A 15654-nucleotide genomic window follows, 5' to 3' on the forward strand; every position below is an offset into this window, starting at 1 on the left:
TCAGACCACTCCACGCAGCGCGTCGGCGCCGAAGGCGGGTTCCAGCATCGCCGAGAAATCCGGGCCGCGACGCAACAGCACCCCGCCGTCGACGTTGATGATCTGCCCGGTCACGTAGCTGGAAGCATCGCTGAGCAGAAACATCGCCACATTCGCGATGTCTTCGACCTCGCCAGGTCGGGGCAGCGGCGTGATGGCCCGGTAGTCCGCGCTCAGCTCGGGCGAATCGAGGATCGGGGCGACCAGCTCGGTGCGAATCAGGCCCGGGCGAATGCTGTTGACCCGCACCCACGACGCTCCGAGTTCGTCGGCGGCCAACTGCATCAAGTGGTCCAGCGCCGATTTGCCGACGCCGTAGGCGCCGAACCAGCGGTGGGTGTTGCTGGCCGCGATCGACGAGATGCCGACGAACGATCCGCCGCCACCGCGCACCAGCTCGCGCGCGGAGTGCTTGAGCACGTACATGGTTCCGTTGACATTGAGGTCGATGGTCCGTCGCCACAACTCCGAGTCGATCTGGGTGATCGGGCCGATGGTCTCCGATCCGCCCGCGCAGTGCACCACGCCGTGCAGCCGGCCATGCCAGGCCGTAACGGCGTCGACGGCGCGCGCCGCCTCCTCTTCGTTGGTGATGTCGGCGGGCTCGTAACGAATGGAGCCGTCGCCGGGCAGGGCCTCGATCTCCTTGACGGCCGCCGCGAGCCGATCGGCGTTACGGCCGACGATCATGACGGAGGCGCCGGCCGCGACCAGCCCGGCGGCCACACCCTTGCCGATCCCGCTGCCGCCGCCGGTGATCAGATAGGTCCGGTCTTCGAACGAAAGCTGCACGCGAGGCCCTTTCAAACTGGAACAAGTTCTAGCTATAGAAGCATGTCCCGTCGGGGTGAATATCGCTACCCCCGGTCTCGTTAGGCGCTCTGCAGGCGGTGCTACGGCGTGTCGCGGCGCGCCACCTTCGTCGGCTTCGCGTCGCGCCAATCCTCGACGTGCGGAGGCTGGCCAACCGGCCACCGGTTCTCGTTGAACGCCGCCCAGTGGGCATGCCCAAGCAGGTGCACGTGGAACGCATGCCGCAGCGCCTCGGTGTAACCCATCGCGTCGGAGGCGGCATTGACCGAATCCTTGATTAGCAGCGACGCCATCGTGGGCCGCTCGGCGATGCGTCGCGCGAATTCGAGTGTCTTTTCCGCTAATTCGTCGACCGGAAAGACCTTCGACACCATGCCCAGCCGGTGCGCCTCGTCCGCGTCGATCGAATCACCGGTCAACAGCAGCTCTTTGGCCTTGCGTGGTCCGAATTCCCAAGGGTGGGCGTAGTATTCGACGCCCGGCATGCCCAGCCGGACCGCGACGACGTCACTGAACTTCGCGTTGTCGGCCGCGACGATCAGGTCGCACGCCCAGATCAGCATCAAGCCGGCCGAGATCGCATTGCCCTGCACCTGGGCGATGGTGATCTTGCGCAGATCGCGCCAGCGGCAAGTGTTTTCGAAGAAGTAGTGCCACTCCTGGTGATACAGCTTCTCCATGATCGGCTCGAGCGTGGCCCCGCGCGACCGGAAGCTCGGATGCTGCCCCGGCCCCGGTGCGCGCTCGGCCAGTGCCTGCTCGGAACCCAGATCGTGGCCGGCGGAGAAGTTCCTGCCGCGGGCCGCCAGGATCACCACGCGAACCGTGTCATCGGCCTCGGCGCGGCCGAACGCCTCGTCGAGCTGGACCAGCAGGCCACGACTCTGCGCGTTGTGGGCATCGGGCCGGTTCAGCCAAATCCGGGCGATGCGGCCCTCGTCGAGGGTTTCGTAGGCCACCAGTTCCGGGGCCTTGGCGTCGGCCGCCCCGGCGTCGGCTTGCTCGGAGACTGTCATTCCGCCCACCTCGTTCGTCGTTGAATTGGCCTTGTTTACAGATTACGGCCAGTGTGTAACCGGCCCCGCGCTGGGGTGATCGGCTGCCGGGCCCGCCGACCATGGTTCTCACCCGGCGGTCTCGGGCCGCGGGCCCAGCGGCAGCAGCCGATGGTCGCGGGTGAACACCAGCCGGACGATGCCCATCGCGACGACCACGGTGGTGGCCGCGACCGAACCCAGGATCAAGAACATCACCACGGCCTGGACCAGCACGGCCTGCAGGGGCGGCACCCCGGCGAGGATGAGGCCGGTCATCGCGCCCGGCAGGAAGACCAGGCCGGTGGCCTTGGTCGTCTCGATCTGTGGAGATATCGCCGAGCGCAAGGCGATTCGCAGGTAGGGCGCCGCGGCATGTCTCGACGGTTGCCCCAGCGCGAGGCGGGCCTCGACCTCGTCGCGTTTGTCGCGCAGCTCGTCGACCAACCGCCGGGCCACCAGCACCATGGCCGTCATCGAGTTGCCGATCATCATCCCGGCGACCGGCACCAGCGTGCGGCCCTGCAGCGGGAACACCCGCAGGCCGAAGATCACCCCCAGCGTCACCACCGCCGCACCGGTGAACGCGGCCACGGCCAGCGGCGCTAACCGCGGCACCTCCGGCGCCCTGCGCCGGGCGACATCCCCGGCATAGGCCACCATTCCGGCGACCCACGCCCACGACCACCACAGCGACCGGCCCGGCTCGAAGAGCAGCGTCAGCGCACCGCCCACGAGCAGCAGCTGCACCAGCGCGCGGGCCGCGGCCCACAGCAGCTGCCGCTCCAAACCCAGCCGCCGCCACAACGAGATCCCGGCCGCGAACGCCACCAGGATCAGCGACGTCGCCAGGCCCACCCAGCCAACTTGACCGTTCATCACGCCACCGGGCCGTCACCGGGCTTGGCGGCGACCGGGCGCAGACCCAGGCTGCGGCCGCACTCCAGGCGCAGTACCCGGTCGGCCGCCCTTTCCACTTGCGCCGAGTCATGGGTGACCCACAGGGCGGGAATGCCGTCGGCGGCCAGTTCGCGCACCGCGCGCTCGATGACTTCGGTCGCCTCGGTGTCGACGGCGGAGGTGGGTTCGTCCAGCAACAGCACCTGGGGCTGTGCCATCAGCGTGCGGGCCAGGCAGACGCGTTGCGCCTCGCCACCCGAGACGGCGGCCACGTCGCGGTCCAACCACGATCCGGTCAGCCCGACGCGGGCCAGCATTTCGTGCATCCGCGCGTCGGACGCGTCGGGATCGGCGGCTCGCAGGTTGTCGGCGACCGTGCCCGGGAACGGCGTCGGGCGCTGAGAGCAGATTCCCACCCGGCGCCGCAGCCACAGCGGGTCGAGCCCGGCGATGTCCGACCCGTAGAAACAGACCCGTCCGCTCGTCGGCAGCTCCAGCCGGTTGCACAGCCGAAGCAGGGTCGATTTGCCCGAGCCCGACGGCCCGAACACCGCCGTCACTCCGTGACCCGGAATGGCGGCGGTCAGCCCCTCCAGAGCCCGCACTCCCTGCCGTTCCACCACGACGTCGACGAACTCGAACACCACGTCGTTATCGGCGCCCTGATCGATCACCTGCCTATCCTGCATCAGCGCAGCGGCCGTCGATCGTGTCTTCGCGAGCGGCGCGGCGAACCCCTGCAAACCAGCCATAAATGCGGTTAGAGCCCGTTAGCTGGTGAGACGGTCTGCGTCCGGTGGTAGGCGTCGCCTACAGTTAAGTCATGCCTACAAAATCTGATCCTGGCGAAATCGGCGATGTCGAGCCGGTGGCTGACGACACTGCGAGTCAGGCCAGGCGGGTCGTCGCGGCGTACGCCAACGACGCTGACGAGTGCCGGGTGTTTCTGTCCATGCTGGGTATCGGGCCGGCGAAACTCGACGCGTAAATGTCTCCCGGGGGAGGGCGAGGCTCGAAGGCGGCCGGATTCGGCAATTCCGACTTCGTCGTTGTCGCCAATCGGTTGCCGGTCGATGAGGAGCGCCTTCCCGACGGCACCACCACCTGGAAGCGCAGCCCCGGCGGACTCGTCACGGCCCTCGAGCCGCTGCTGCGTCGCCAGCGCGGGGCGTGGGTCGGCTGGCCTGGGGTCGTCGACGAGGACACCGACCACGAGGACGAGCCCATCGTTCAGGACGAATTGGAGCTCCGGCCGGTCAAGCTGAGCGCCGACGACGTCGCCGAGTACTACGAGGGTTTCTCGAACGCCACGCTGTGGCCGCTGTATCACGACGTCATCGTCAAACCGATCTACCACCGCGAATGGTGGGATCGCTACGTCGCCGTCAACCGCCGCTTCGCCGAAGCCACCTCCCGCGCCGCCGCCAAAGGCGCGACGGTCTGGGTACAGGACTACCAGCTGCAGCTGGTCCCCGCGATGCTGCGCGAGCTGCGCCCCGACCTGACCATCGGCTTCTTCCTGCACATCCCTTTCCCGCCGGTCGAGCTGTTCATGCAGCTGCCGTGGCGGACCGAGATCGTCGAGGGCCTGCTCGGCGCCGACCTGGTCGGCTTCCATCTGACCGGCGGAGCACAGAACTTCCTGTTCCTTGCGCGGCGGCTGATCGGCGCCAACACCTCGCGCGGGGCGGTGGGGGTGCGGTCGCGATACGGCGAGGTCGAACTCGACTCCCGGGTGGTTCGGGTGGGCGCCTTTCCCATCTCCATCGACTCCAGCTCGCTGGACCAGGCGGCCCGGCACCGCGACATCAAGCGCCGTGCCCGCGAGATCCGGGCCGAGCTGGGCAACCCCCGCAAGGTACTGCTCGGCGTCGACCGGCTCGACTACACCAAGGGCATCGACGTTCGGCTGAAAGCCTTTTCGGAGCTGCTCGCAGAGGGCCGGGTCAAGCGCGACGACACGGTGCTGGTCCAGCTCGCGACACCCAGCCGCGAACGGGTGGACAGTTATCAGCAGCTACGCAACGACATTGAGCGCCAGGTCGGCCACATCAACGGCGAGTACGCCGAAGTCGGGCATGCTGTGGTGCACTACCTGCACCGGCCGGTCCCCCGCGAGGAACTCATCGCGTTCTTCGTCGCCGCCGACGTCATGCTGGTCACCCCGCTGCGCGACGGGATGAACCTGGTCGCCAAGGAGTACGTCGCCTGCCGCAGCGATCTCGGCGGCGCGCTGGTCCTGTCCGAATTCACCGGCGCCGCCGCCGAACTCCGGCAGGCGTATCTGGTCAACCCGCACGATCTCGAGGGCGTCAAGGACACGATCGAGGCCGCGCTGAACCAATCCGCCGAGGACGGACGGCGCCGGATGCGGTCACTGCGCCGCCAGGTCCTCGCGCACGACGTCGACCGCTGGGCGAGGTCGTTCCTCGATGCCCTTGCCGAATCCCCGGCCCGGTGACGCCGATCAGCTCGCGTGGGCGAGACCCCATGGTGTGGAGGCCCGAACGCTGTGATACTCAGGTGCAGCGTCGCACGCGAGGGAGGAGTGTCAGATGAAGCTCCGTCACGGCATGGCCGCGGGTGCCGGCATCTTCACGGCCGTCGCGGTGGGAATAGCGCTGCAATCCGGTGAACCGGCCAAGGCGCTCGGACCACCGGCCGACGGCACCTATAACTTCAACGAGGCGGGCGTGTCCGGGGTGACCTGGACCATCTCGGCGCTCTGTGATCAGCCCTCGGGCACCCGGAACATGAACGACTACAACGACCCGATCGTGTTCGCGATGAATTGCGCGCTGAACATCGTGAGTTCGACGCCCGAGCAGATCAGCGCCGCGGACAAGCAGCAGAACTTCAGCGGCCGGGCCCGGATGTCCAGCATGCTGTGGACCTTCAAGGTCGACAAGGCCGACGGTGTGGCGTGCCCGGGCGGCGGGACCGCGCCCTCCTCCGAAACCTTCGCGTTCAGCGACGAGACGATGAGCGGCACCCACACCACGCTGCACGGCGCCGTGTGCGGGATGCAGCCGGGAATGAAGAAGGAACCGTTCTCGCTGGCGATGATCGGTCCGCCACCCAGCCCGATCAACCGTTACCCGTTGTACTGCAACGGCATTGCGATGTGCTACTGACGTCGACGGGCGAGCTTAGATCGGCGTGATGTAGGCGATCAGCCACTGCTTGCCGACCTTCTTGAAGTCGACCCGCAACCGGCTGCCGTCATACAGCGGCTGGCGTGACTTGTCCGTCACGGTGCGGTTCATGAAGACCATCACCGACGCCGATTCCCGCTTGGCCGACATCACCCCCACGCCAACGACATTGGCCTGCACGACCACTTCACGCTTCTTGGCCTCGGGGATGATCTGGTTGTTCGCGCTCTTCTGGAACTCGGCGCGATACTCGGGGGTCAACAACGGATACGCCGCAGACAGGCTCCGCTCGACCGTTTGGTAGTCGTACGCGAAGACCTCGGGGATTTCCTTAGCCGCCTTGGCGGGCAACACCGCACGCGCCGCCTGCTCGCCGCGGGTCTGCACCCGGTCCCAGTACATCCAGCCGGCCACCGCGGACAACGCGATGAACGCCACGGTAACGAGGTAACCCGCGACGACCAGCAGCCAACGCCGCCATCGCATCAATTACCCCCGTCTGGATATTTCAGGTCGTAGCCGGTCATCTTCCCGCCCTCGTCTTCGTGCACGATGACGCGCAAACGATACGGCATGGACGGTTTGTTGACCCCGTCGATGTCGGCGACGGTGACGCGCACCGAGACCAGCACCGAGGCGTTATCGGTAACGGCGTCAACGCCTTCCAGCGCGGCGCCGTTGATAACGGCCTCCGACGTCGCATTGGTGGAGCGGAACAGGCCCTTGAGGTTCTCGACGTTGTTGTTGGCGCCGAGCATGCCGCGCAGCGGGCCGCTGGTTCCGTTGACGAACCGGTTCACGCTCTCGTCGATGTTGTCCTGCTTGTAGCTGAACATGTTGACCACCGTCTGCGTCGCGGTGTCGACGAAACGCTGATCTCGCGCCTGCGCCGCGGTCGCGTGGCGCTGCTGGATGAGCAGCGCCGCCACACAACCGGCCAGCGCCCCGACCGCCAGCAGTGCCGCCGCGAAGGAGATCCACGCGACCAGGGCCCGGTGCGGCTGCCGTCGTGGCGGCGGCTTGATGGGCTTGAAGGCCTTGCCGGGTTTCGCCGACTGCTTGGGCGCGGCCGGCACATCGGTCTTGACCGTGACGTCCCGGGCCGGGTCACCCTTGGCCGGGCCCGCCGCACGCGAAGCGCGCCGACGCACCCGCGGCGTGGTCTTTGGTTCGTCTGCCACGGCAGGGTTCATTACATCGGCCTTGGATCAAGCATGAGGTCCACCCAGTTCTCGGCGCCGGAGGTACCGGTGGCGCCGGCCGCGAAGATACCAGTCCCACCGGCCGGATCGACAAACGCGCCGGTCTTCTGGTCGTAGGTCGCATATGCCGGCGGCCCGCTGGCCTGCGGCTGCCCTCCGGGCGGCGGACCCCACGGCTTCTCCGGTCCCGGGCCCGCCGGCGGCGGGCTGATGCCCTCCGGCGCAGGGGGCGGGGGCAGCCATTTCGGATACGGAAGCTGCGGCGGCACCGGGGGTATCCCGGGTGGCTGCCACGACGTGAACGGCGGTGGCGGCCCGTTGTCGTTGGGCGGCGGCGGGTCGAAGGCCGGCTGCTTGTTCGGCAGCGGCCCCGGCCCGGGCACCACGCCCGGAGGCGGCGGCCCGACGATGGGTGTACCCGGATCCGGCTCGGCGCCCGGCGGGATATACGGGAACTTGTTGGGCGGCAACACGTTCAAGCCGTTGGTCACCGGGGTGTCATACGGCACCGGCGGGCCGCGCCACGGGTTGCGGCCGACCGGCACGTAGCCCTGCGGGTCACGACAAAGCTGGATCGTCGGGGCACGTTTTCCGGGGAACTCCTGGCACGGGTAGTTGCGCGCGCCGCGCACCGTACTGGGATCGTTTTGCGCCGTCTTGCAGTACATGTCCTTCGGCAGCTCGCGCACCGTCTCGTCGGCCGGGGTGCGCATCACCGGCGGCGGCAGGAAACCGACGGCGCATGGCGGCGGGTCGTTGAGGTCGAGCTTGAAGTCCAGCTTGGCGCCTTCATCCTGCGGGCCGCCGCCCGCGGCGGTGGTGATGGCGGCGAACAGCGCCGGCAGGACGACCAGCAGCTGCTCGATCGACTTGTGGTAGATCACGCCGACCCGGCCGAGATTGGCCAGGCTGGCGGCCAGGGCGGGGAACGAGGGGCGGATGCCGGAGAACGCGGTGCTGGCCTCGTCGGTGGCGCCCGGGGCGGTCGCCAGCGTGTCGCGAAGCTGCGGGTCCGCCTGACGCACCTCGGAGGTGAACCGCGCCAGCCCGTCGGACAGCGACTTGATGTCGCCGCCGGCGCGAATCTGGGCCTGCAGGAACGGGCCCGCCTGATCGATCAGTTGCGAGACTTGCGGATAGTTGGTGTTGGCCTCGTCCACCAGCAGCCGGGCGGACTCGTAGAGCCGGGCCATCTCCGGGCCGGAACCGTTGGCCGCGATGAACGTCTCGTGCAGCAGCTCGCGCAGCCGGGTGTCGCCGAGGCTGTTGACCAAGGTTTCCGAGCGCTTCAACAGCTCGGCGACGTCCTGGCCGATCCGGGTGTTCTGCCGCCCGATGCGAGATCCGTTGCTCAACTTGGTCGATGCCGGCGAGCTCGGGGGCACCAGGTCGATGTACTGCTCGCCGACCGCCGACACACTCTTGACGGTGGCGGTGACGTTCGACGGGATGGTGGTGCCGCTGTTCAGCCGCATGTCGGCGATGACGCCATTGGGGCTCAGGCCCACCGACTCGACGCGGCCGACGGCGACGCCGCGGTAGGTGACGTTGGCGTTCTTGTACAGGCCGCCGCCGGCAACGAAATCGGCGCTCACGCCGTAGGTTCCGATACCGAACGTCGCGGGCAGTCGCAGATAGAAGATCGCCATCACGGTCAGGGTGATGGCCGTGATCACGGCGAAGATCGCCAGCTGGATCTTGGTCAGTCTGTCGTGCATCTGCGCCCGTCCCCTACTGTCCTGAAGCCGTGCCGGGCGGGATCTTGAACGGATCGGCCGCCTGTCCGGACAGGTTGGCCATCTCACCGGTCAAGAAGTCGGGCGGGTTGAGGATCTCGTTCATATGGGCCATGTTCGGGTCGAAATACGCAGTGGTGAAGAACGTTTCACCGAGGCGGCGCAGGGTGAGGTCGAAGGTGGTGAACACGTTGAGGTAGTCGCCACGCACGGCCTGCTTGATACCGAAGTTGGGGAACGGGAACGTCAGCAACAGCTGCAGCGAAGTGACGAAGTTCCTCCGGTTGTCGTTCAGCGCCTTGACGACCGAATACAGGTCCTTCATATCGGCGGCGAAGTCCACCTTGGTTTTTGCCAGGATATTCGAGGTGACATTCGCCAGTTTGTGCAGCGCGCTGAAGGCCTCGACGATGTGGTCGCGGTTCTTGTTGAGCACGCGAATCGCCTCGGGCAGCGTGTCCAGCGCCCGACCCAGGTTGTCCTTGTCGTGCGCCAGGGTCGCCGAGAATCGGTTCAGTCCGTCGACGGCATCGATGATGTCGTTGACCTGACGGTTCAGTCCCGAGGTCAGCTCAGCGAGCCTGGGAATCAAGTCGACGAATTGGTCCTGACGCCCGGCGACCGCCCGGTAGGTCTCGTCGGTGATCTCTTCCAGGGCACCGACGTTGCCCTTATTCACCACCACGCCGAGCGCCGAGAGCACCTCTTCGGTGGTGGGATAGCGGCCGGTGTTGGCCTCCGCGATCTTCGACCCGTCCTTCAGCTTGCCGACGCCCGGTTTGTCCTTCGGGCGGGCCAGGTCGATGTGCATCGAACCGAGCAGCGAGGTCTGGGCGACCGTCGCGGTCGCGTTGGCGGGCAGCACGACATTCTTGTCGAGGGCCAATTTCACTGCCGCATAGAACGATCCGTCGGCCCGCTGTTCGGCCGCGATGCCCGCGACACTGCCGACCGTGACGTCGTCGACCATGACCGGAGAGTTCTGCGGCAGGGTCGCCACGTCGGGCAGTTCGACGGTGATCGAGTAGGCGCCGCTGCCGTGACCGGCGGTGCCCGGCATCGCCAGCGAGTTCAGCCCACTGAATTGGCAGCCGGCCAGCAGCATGCTGCCGGTCGCCAATCCGCTGGCGCGCAACCACATTTGGCTCATCCCCCACCGCCCAAGTCGGCTGCCGGCCCGCCGGGTGTCTGGCCCGGAGCCGGACCCGGCAGCGGACCGAACGCGCTTCCGGCAGCGGGGCCGGGCGCGGGAGCGGCACCCGCCGGCGCCGGTTGGCCCGGCCCCGGAGCGGCCTGCGGGGCCGTCGGGACCAGCAGGGCCTGCAGATCCGCCGGGTTCTGGGCGGCGGGTGGCGTCTGGGCACCCTTGGCCGGGACCCAGGTCAGTTGCGGCACCGGGGTCGCCGACTTGGCCTGCGTCTCCGGGGTGTCGTAGATGATCTGGCCCTTGTACGCCGTAATCGTGTTCAGCGGGTGGAACATCAGCGGCGGGTAGTTCGCGGTGAGCCGGCGCAACACCGGTCCCAGCCGCTCGCGACAGAGTTCGGCGCGCTTGAAGTAGTCGGGCGCCCGGGGACCGGCGGCGGTTTCGAAGGATCCACCGCAGATGAACTGCACCGGGTTGGCGAATTCCGGTATCGACAACAGACCGTTGAGCGTGCCCTGTGCGGGGTCATAGATGTTGTAGAAGTTGGCGATACCCGGGCCCGCGACGTGCAGCACCTGCTCGATGTTGTCGCTCTGGTCGCTGAGCGTCTTCGCGAAGTCGTTGAGGTTGTTGACCGTATCGACGATCGTCGAGTTGTTCTCGTGCAGGAAACCCCGGATGTCCGACAGCGCCTTGTTGAGGGTGCCCAGCGTGGTGTCGAGGTGGCGCGAGCTGTCAGCGAGCACCTGCGACACCGAGGCGACATTGCCGGCGAACTGCACGATCTGCTCGTTGCTGGACGAGAGCGCGTTGACCAGTACCTGCAGGTTCTTCACCGTGCCGAAGATGTCGCCGCGCGAATCCCCCAGCCGCCCCGCGGCTTGCGACAGCTCGCGCAACGCGTTGTGAAAGGACTGGCCCTTGCCGTCGAAGGTGTCGGCGGCCTGGTTGATCGCGGCACCCAAGGGGCCCTGCATCGATCCGGCCGTGGGTCCGAGCTGCACGGCCAGCTGGGTCAGCGACTCCTTGACTTCGTCCCATTCCACCGGGACCGCGGTGCGGCCTGGGCCGATGCTGGCGCCGTCGGCCATAACCGGGCCGCTGGTGTACGCCGGTGTCAGCTGAATGAACCTGGCCGCCACCAGGTTTGGCGACATGATGATCGCCTTGGCGTCCTTCGGGATCTTCACGTCCTTGCTCACCGACATGGTGATCTTCACGTCGGAGGGCCGCGGGTCGATCGTGTCGATGGTGCCGACCGGGACACCCAAGATGCGCACCTGGTCACCGGGGTACAGGCCGACCGCGGAGGCGAAGTAGCCGACGATCTTGCGGTTGTTCGCTTGCGACGAAAGCACATACACGCCACCCACCAGCACCGCGACGAGAGCGATGATGGTGGCGTAGCGCAGCCCCCTGCTGCGGAGGATCCGCTGCGTCATGGCGACTTCGGCCTGATGACCCAGCGTTCCTGAATCAGGCCACGCAGGTAGTCGGCGAGGCTGGCAGGCATCTTGCCGGGCTGATAGAAGAAGTCGAACATGGTGGCAAGCAACGGCGCCGGGATCACGCCGTAGACGTTGACGTTGAATCCGGGACCCGAACCGACGACCTCGCCCAGCTCGGTGGCGTAGGTGGGCAGCCGCTTGAGGGCCTCGGTGATGTAGTCGCGGCGCTCGTTGAGGTTGGACAGCACGTCGTTGAGCTTGTTCAGGGCCGGACCGAATTCCTTGCGGTTATCGGCGACGAAGCCCGATATCTGTGTGGAAAGGTCCTGGATCCCCGAGATCAGCTGACTCAGGGCGCTGCGCCGTTCGTCGAGGGCGGCGAACAACTCGTTCCCGTCATCGACCAGTTTGTTGACCTGGTCGGCCCGCTGCGACAACACGCCGGTGACCGACTTCGCGTGTGCCAGCAGGCTTTGCAGCGCCTCATCGCGGCGGTCCAGCGTGCGCGACAGGGACGTCACGCCGTCCAGTGCACCGCGCAACTGCGGGTTGGCGTCGTGCAGCGTGTCGGTCAGGACATTCAGCGCCTTCTCGAACTGCGGCTTGTCCAGGTTGTTGGCGTTCTGGCCCAGATCCTCGAGCGCGCCGGCGAGCGTATACGGCGTCGTCGTGCGGCTGAGCGGGATGGTGGTCGACTTGCCGCCGCCGGCCGGGGTCACCGAGATGGAGCGCTCACCGAGGATGGTGTCGGTGCGGATCGCGGCCAGTGACTGGTCGCCGACCGCGACGTGGCGGTCGACGCTGAAGCTGATCTTGGCGCTGTCGCCGGCCAGACCCACCGAGGTCACCTTGCCGACCTTGAAGCCCGAAACATAAACGGCGTTGCCGGGATTGATGCCGCCGGCGTCGGTGAAGTAGGCGTCGTAGATCTTGCCCTGGGGCCAGAACGGTAATCCGGAGTAGCCGAACGCAATGAGCACGACACACACCACCAGCACCACGCCGAAGATGCCGGTGCGCAGTGGATCGCGCTCATGCCTTGAGTTACTTGGCAAAAGCGCACCTCCCCTTGCTGGGATCCACCTGGCCACCGAGCGGCAGCAGGATGTCGCTGCCGGCCGGGCCGTTGATCTTGATCGTCACGGAGCAGAAGTAGATGTTGAAGAACGACCCGTAGGCGCCGAGGGCGGACAACCGCAGATAGTCCTCGCCCAGCTGCTCGACATCGTTGTTCACCTCGGCCTTGCGGTCGTCCAACTCGGTGGCCAACGGGCGGGTGTTCTCCAGGATGCCCTGCAGCGGGCGGCGCGAATTCTTCAGCAGCTCAGTCAGATCCGTCGTCGTCGATGCCAGCGGTGGAATGGCGCCGGCGATGTCGTCCTTGTGCTGGGCCAGCCCCGTGATCAGTTGTTGCAGCTGATCCACGCTGGTCGAGAATTGTGCGCTGCGTTGGTCCACGGTCGTCAGCACCGCGTTGAGGTTGTTGATCACGTCGCCGATGAGCTGGTCGCGCTGCCCCAGCGCCGAGGAGAACGCACTGGTGTCGGCCAGCACATCGGACAAAGCGCCGCCCTGGCCCTGCAGCAATTGGATGACCGCGCTGCTGATGGTGTTGACCTTGTCCGCGTCAAGGCCTTTGAGCACCGGTCGCAGTCCGCCCAGCAGCGCGTCGAGATCCAGTGCGGGCTGGGTGTGTTGGCTGTTGATCGTCGCGCCGGCCGGTAGCTTCCGCAGTTCCCCGGGGCCCGACGTGATCTCCAGGAATCGGTCGCCGACCAGATTTTCGTAACGGATCACCGCGCGCGTGGACGAATACAGCGTGTAACGCTTGTCGACCCCGAACTTCACGTCGATGGTGTTGTCGGGGTTGAGTTTGATGCCCGACACCGCGCCGACCGGCACCCCGGCGATGCGCACCTTCTGGCCGGACTTCAGCCGTGACACGTCGGTAAACGTTGCGTGGTAAGTGCTTTCGGGGCCGAAGCGGAAATCACCGAAGACCACCACCAGCCCCGCGGACACCAGTAGCATGGCCACCGCGAAGATGCTGACCTTGGTGATCATTTCGCGGTGCGACGGCATCCCCGAATCGGCCATCAGAAGTCGTCCCGTTCCGCGAAGGCCCCGTGGAACAAGAACTGCAACGTGGAGGGCGCGTCGAACTGCAGCTCGGTGAACGGCTCGTACGGGATGTTCGCGTTGTCGGTCACCAGGAACGGGGACCGGAAGAACGATCCGCCGGTCTGCTTGGTCGGAATGTCAGGCAACCCACGGCAATTAGGGCCGCCGGAGGCGTTCACGATCGGCAGCGATTCCGGGTAGGTGTACGACGGCGCACCCAGCACGAAGCTCGACGACGTGAACAGGCCCGCCTTGCGCACACCGAGCAGCGGGGCGAATTCCTTGATACCGCGCTCCACGCCGGCGAACAGGCAGCCGAGTTCCGGCGAATAATCGGCGGCCACCTTGAGTGGGGCCCGCAGCCGGTTGATGGTGGCGATGAAGTCCTCTTCGGCCGGCGCCAACGTGTCATACGCGTTGTTCGACAGGCCGATCGTGGCCAACAGCGTGCTGTCCAGGTTCTTCTGCTGGTCCACCACCGTCTTGTTGATCGTCGGCAGGTTGTCGATCACGGTGGTCAGGTCGGGCGCGGCGTCGGCGTAGACGTTGGCCACCACCGCGGCCTTGCGGAAGTCCTCCTGCAGCGCGGGCAGCTTCGGGTTCGCCTGGCGCGTCAGCGTATTCAGGCCGGTCAGGATGCCGCCCAGGTCGTCGCCGTGACCGCGAAGGCCTTCCGCGAACGCGCTCAGCGTGCCGTTGAGTTCGACGGGGTCGATCTTGTGCAGCAAGTCCATCAACGACTGGAACAAAGTGTTGACTTCCAGCTGCACCGAAGAGGCCGCCACATGCGCGTCCGGACGCAGAGAGGTCGGCGAGGGCGCCTGCGGCGGAATGAATTCCACGGACTTGGCACCGAAGATCGTGTTGCCCGCGATGTGCACCGTCGCGTTGGACGGGATGAAGTGCATGTCGTCGCTGTTGATGCCCAGCGTCAGCCGCGCCTGATCACCGGAATAGTCGATGGTTTCGACCTTGCCGATCTGGATACCCCGGTACTTGACCTTGGCGCCCTTCTCCATCACCAGCCCGGCCCGGGGCGCCGACACCGTGACGGTGTCGATCGACGCGAAGGCTGCTGTGTACGAAAGGTAAGTCAGCACAGCGAAAGCCACCATCAGGCTGGCCAGCACTGCTGCTGCCAGCCGGACGGTTTTGCGTCGCGTGTCTGTTTCTGCCATGTCCCTTTTGAGCGGTCCTCTTATCCGGAGAGGTTGAAGTTACCGGACGCCCCATACACAGCGAGCGAGATGAACAATGTGATGACGACGACGACGATCAACGAAGTCCGCACGGCCTGGCCGACCGCGATCCCGACGCCGACCGGACCACCGTGGGCGTTGTAGCCGTAATAGGTATGGACAAGCATCACCGCTATAGACATCACGATGGCCTGTAGGAACGACCACAACAGGTCCGATGGAATAAGGAACGTGTTGAAGTAGTGGTCGTAGAGGCCCTTTGACTGCCCGTTGATGTACACCGTGGTGAAGCGGGCGGCGAAGAACGCGGCCAGCACCGACAGCGAGTACAGCGGGATGATCGCGATGAGGCCGGCGATCAAGCGGGTCGACACCAAATAGGACACCGAGTGCACCGCCATGCATTCGACGGCGTCGATCTCCTCGGACACCCGCATGGCACCCAATTGGGCGGTGGCGCCCGCGCCGATGGTGGCCGCCAGCGCGATACCCGCGATCACCGGCGCGACGACCCGGACGTTCAGGAATGCCGACAGGAATCCCGTCAGCGCCTCGATGCCGATGTTGCCCAGCGACGAATACCCCTGCACGGCAATGACACCGCCGGAGGCCAGGGTCAGGAAGGCCGCAACACCGACCGTGCCGCCGATCATGACGAGCGCTCCCGCGCCCATCGTCATCTCGGCGATCAGCCGGATGGTCTCCTTGCGGTAGCGGGTGAGCGCATTGGGGACATACCGCATGGTCTGCCCGTAGAACAACGCCTGCTCGCCGAAGTCGTCGACCGGCTCTTGCAGCCGGGTGAAGATGCGGCGGAACCGCAGTGTGGCGTCGTAACTCATGGCGTGCGCACCCGTCCC

The 15654-nt window shown here is 66.6% G+C and carries 16 protein-coding genes; 3 read left to right on the top strand and 13 right to left on the bottom strand.

Going from position 1 to position 15654, the window contains the following annotated elements:
* The 4 genes from ACZYVJ_RS11625 to ACZYVJ_RS11640 all read right to left on the bottom strand — a co-directional run bounded on the left by ACZYVJ_RS11625 (position 1) and on the right by ACZYVJ_RS11640 (position 3529).
* Positions 1-831, bottom strand: coding sequence for an SDR family oxidoreductase (locus ACZYVJ_RS11625; RefSeq protein WP_007772518.1), 831 nt, complete (start codon positions 829-831; stop codon positions 1-3).
* Between the two features lie 101 nt (positions 832-932).
* On the bottom strand, positions 933-1868 hold the full coding sequence (locus tag ACZYVJ_RS11630; RefSeq protein ID WP_463831128.1) for an enoyl-CoA hydratase: 936 nt from the start codon (positions 1866-1868) through the stop codon (positions 933-935).
* 108 nt (positions 1869-1976) lie between these two features.
* Positions 1977-2765, bottom strand: a complete 789-nt coding sequence (locus ACZYVJ_RS11635; protein WP_463831129.1) for an ABC transporter permease — start codon at positions 2763-2765, stop codon at positions 1977-1979.
* Positions 2765-3529, bottom strand: a complete 765-nt coding sequence (locus ACZYVJ_RS11640; RefSeq protein WP_463832960.1) for an ABC transporter ATP-binding protein — start codon at positions 3527-3529, stop codon at positions 2765-2767. The genes ACZYVJ_RS11635 and ACZYVJ_RS11640 overlap by 1 nt, the downstream gene beginning before the upstream one ends.
* Positions 3530-3609: 80 nt before the next feature.
* Between ACZYVJ_RS11640 and ACZYVJ_RS11645 the strand changes: the two genes are divergently transcribed.
* The 3 genes from ACZYVJ_RS11645 to ACZYVJ_RS11655 all read left to right on the top strand — a co-directional run bounded on the left by ACZYVJ_RS11645 (position 3610) and on the right by ACZYVJ_RS11655 (position 5920).
* A complete protein-coding gene (locus ACZYVJ_RS11645; RefSeq protein ID WP_007772513.1) occupies positions 3610-3774 on the top strand; it encodes a hypothetical protein in 165 nt (54 codons plus the stop codon).
* Positions 3775-5247: an alpha,alpha-trehalose-phosphate synthase (UDP-forming) gene (locus tag ACZYVJ_RS11650; RefSeq protein ID WP_463831130.1), complete on the top strand. Its 1473-nt coding sequence runs from the start codon at positions 3775-3777 to the stop codon at positions 5245-5247.
* 94 nt (positions 5248-5341) lie between these two features.
* On the top strand, positions 5342-5920 hold the full coding sequence (locus ACZYVJ_RS11655; RefSeq protein ID WP_463831131.1) for a hypothetical protein: 579 nt from the start codon (positions 5342-5344) through the stop codon (positions 5918-5920).
* Between the two features lie 15 nt (positions 5921-5935).
* Here ACZYVJ_RS11655 and ACZYVJ_RS11660 read toward each other — a convergent pair whose 3' ends face one another.
* The 9 genes from ACZYVJ_RS11660 to ACZYVJ_RS11700 are packed head-to-tail and all read right to left on the bottom strand — an operon-like array spanning position 5936 to position 15636.
* A complete protein-coding gene (locus tag ACZYVJ_RS11660; RefSeq protein WP_463831132.1) occupies positions 5936-6427 on the bottom strand; it encodes a mammalian cell entry protein in 492 nt (163 codons plus the stop codon).
* Positions 6427-7134 (bottom strand): mammalian cell entry protein, encoded by a 708-nt coding sequence (locus ACZYVJ_RS11665; RefSeq protein WP_463831133.1) that lies wholly within the window; start codon positions 7132-7134, stop codon positions 6427-6429. Before ACZYVJ_RS11665 ends, ACZYVJ_RS11660 begins: the two co-directional genes overlap by 1 nt.
* Positions 7134-8861, bottom strand: coding sequence for a virulence factor Mce family protein (locus ACZYVJ_RS11670; RefSeq protein ID WP_463831134.1), 1728 nt, complete (start codon positions 8859-8861; stop codon positions 7134-7136). Before ACZYVJ_RS11670 ends, ACZYVJ_RS11665 begins: the two co-directional genes overlap by 1 nt.
* A gap of 13 nt (positions 8862-8874) precedes the next feature.
* On the bottom strand, positions 8875-10029 hold the full coding sequence (locus tag ACZYVJ_RS11675) for a virulence factor Mce family protein (RefSeq protein ID WP_463831135.1): 1155 nt from the start codon (positions 10027-10029) through the stop codon (positions 8875-8877).
* The gene (locus tag ACZYVJ_RS11680) at positions 10026-11468 is read right to left on the bottom strand and encodes a virulence factor Mce family protein (RefSeq protein WP_463831136.1); all 1443 of its coding nucleotides are present in this window, start codon (positions 11466-11468) and stop codon (positions 10026-10028) included. Before ACZYVJ_RS11680 ends, ACZYVJ_RS11675 begins: the two co-directional genes overlap by 4 nt.
* On the bottom strand, positions 11465-12529 hold the full coding sequence (locus ACZYVJ_RS11685; protein WP_463831137.1) for a virulence factor Mce family protein: 1065 nt from the start codon (positions 12527-12529) through the stop codon (positions 11465-11467). The genes ACZYVJ_RS11680 and ACZYVJ_RS11685 overlap by 4 nt, the downstream gene beginning before the upstream one ends.
* A complete protein-coding gene (locus ACZYVJ_RS11690) occupies positions 12519-13571 on the bottom strand; it encodes a virulence factor Mce family protein (protein WP_463831138.1) in 1053 nt (350 codons plus the stop codon). Before ACZYVJ_RS11690 ends, ACZYVJ_RS11685 begins: the two co-directional genes overlap by 11 nt.
* A complete protein-coding gene (locus ACZYVJ_RS11695) occupies positions 13571-14773 on the bottom strand; it encodes a virulence factor Mce family protein (protein WP_463831139.1) in 1203 nt (400 codons plus the stop codon). Before ACZYVJ_RS11695 ends, ACZYVJ_RS11690 begins: the two co-directional genes overlap by 1 nt.
* Positions 14774-14793: 20 nt before the next feature.
* A complete protein-coding gene (locus ACZYVJ_RS11700; protein WP_064951958.1) occupies positions 14794-15636 on the bottom strand; it encodes an MlaE family ABC transporter permease in 843 nt (280 codons plus the stop codon).
* Positions 15637-15654 lie beyond the last annotated feature (18 nt).

The sequence above is a fragment of the Mycobacterium sp. IDUB_3 genome (assembly GCF_055419585.1).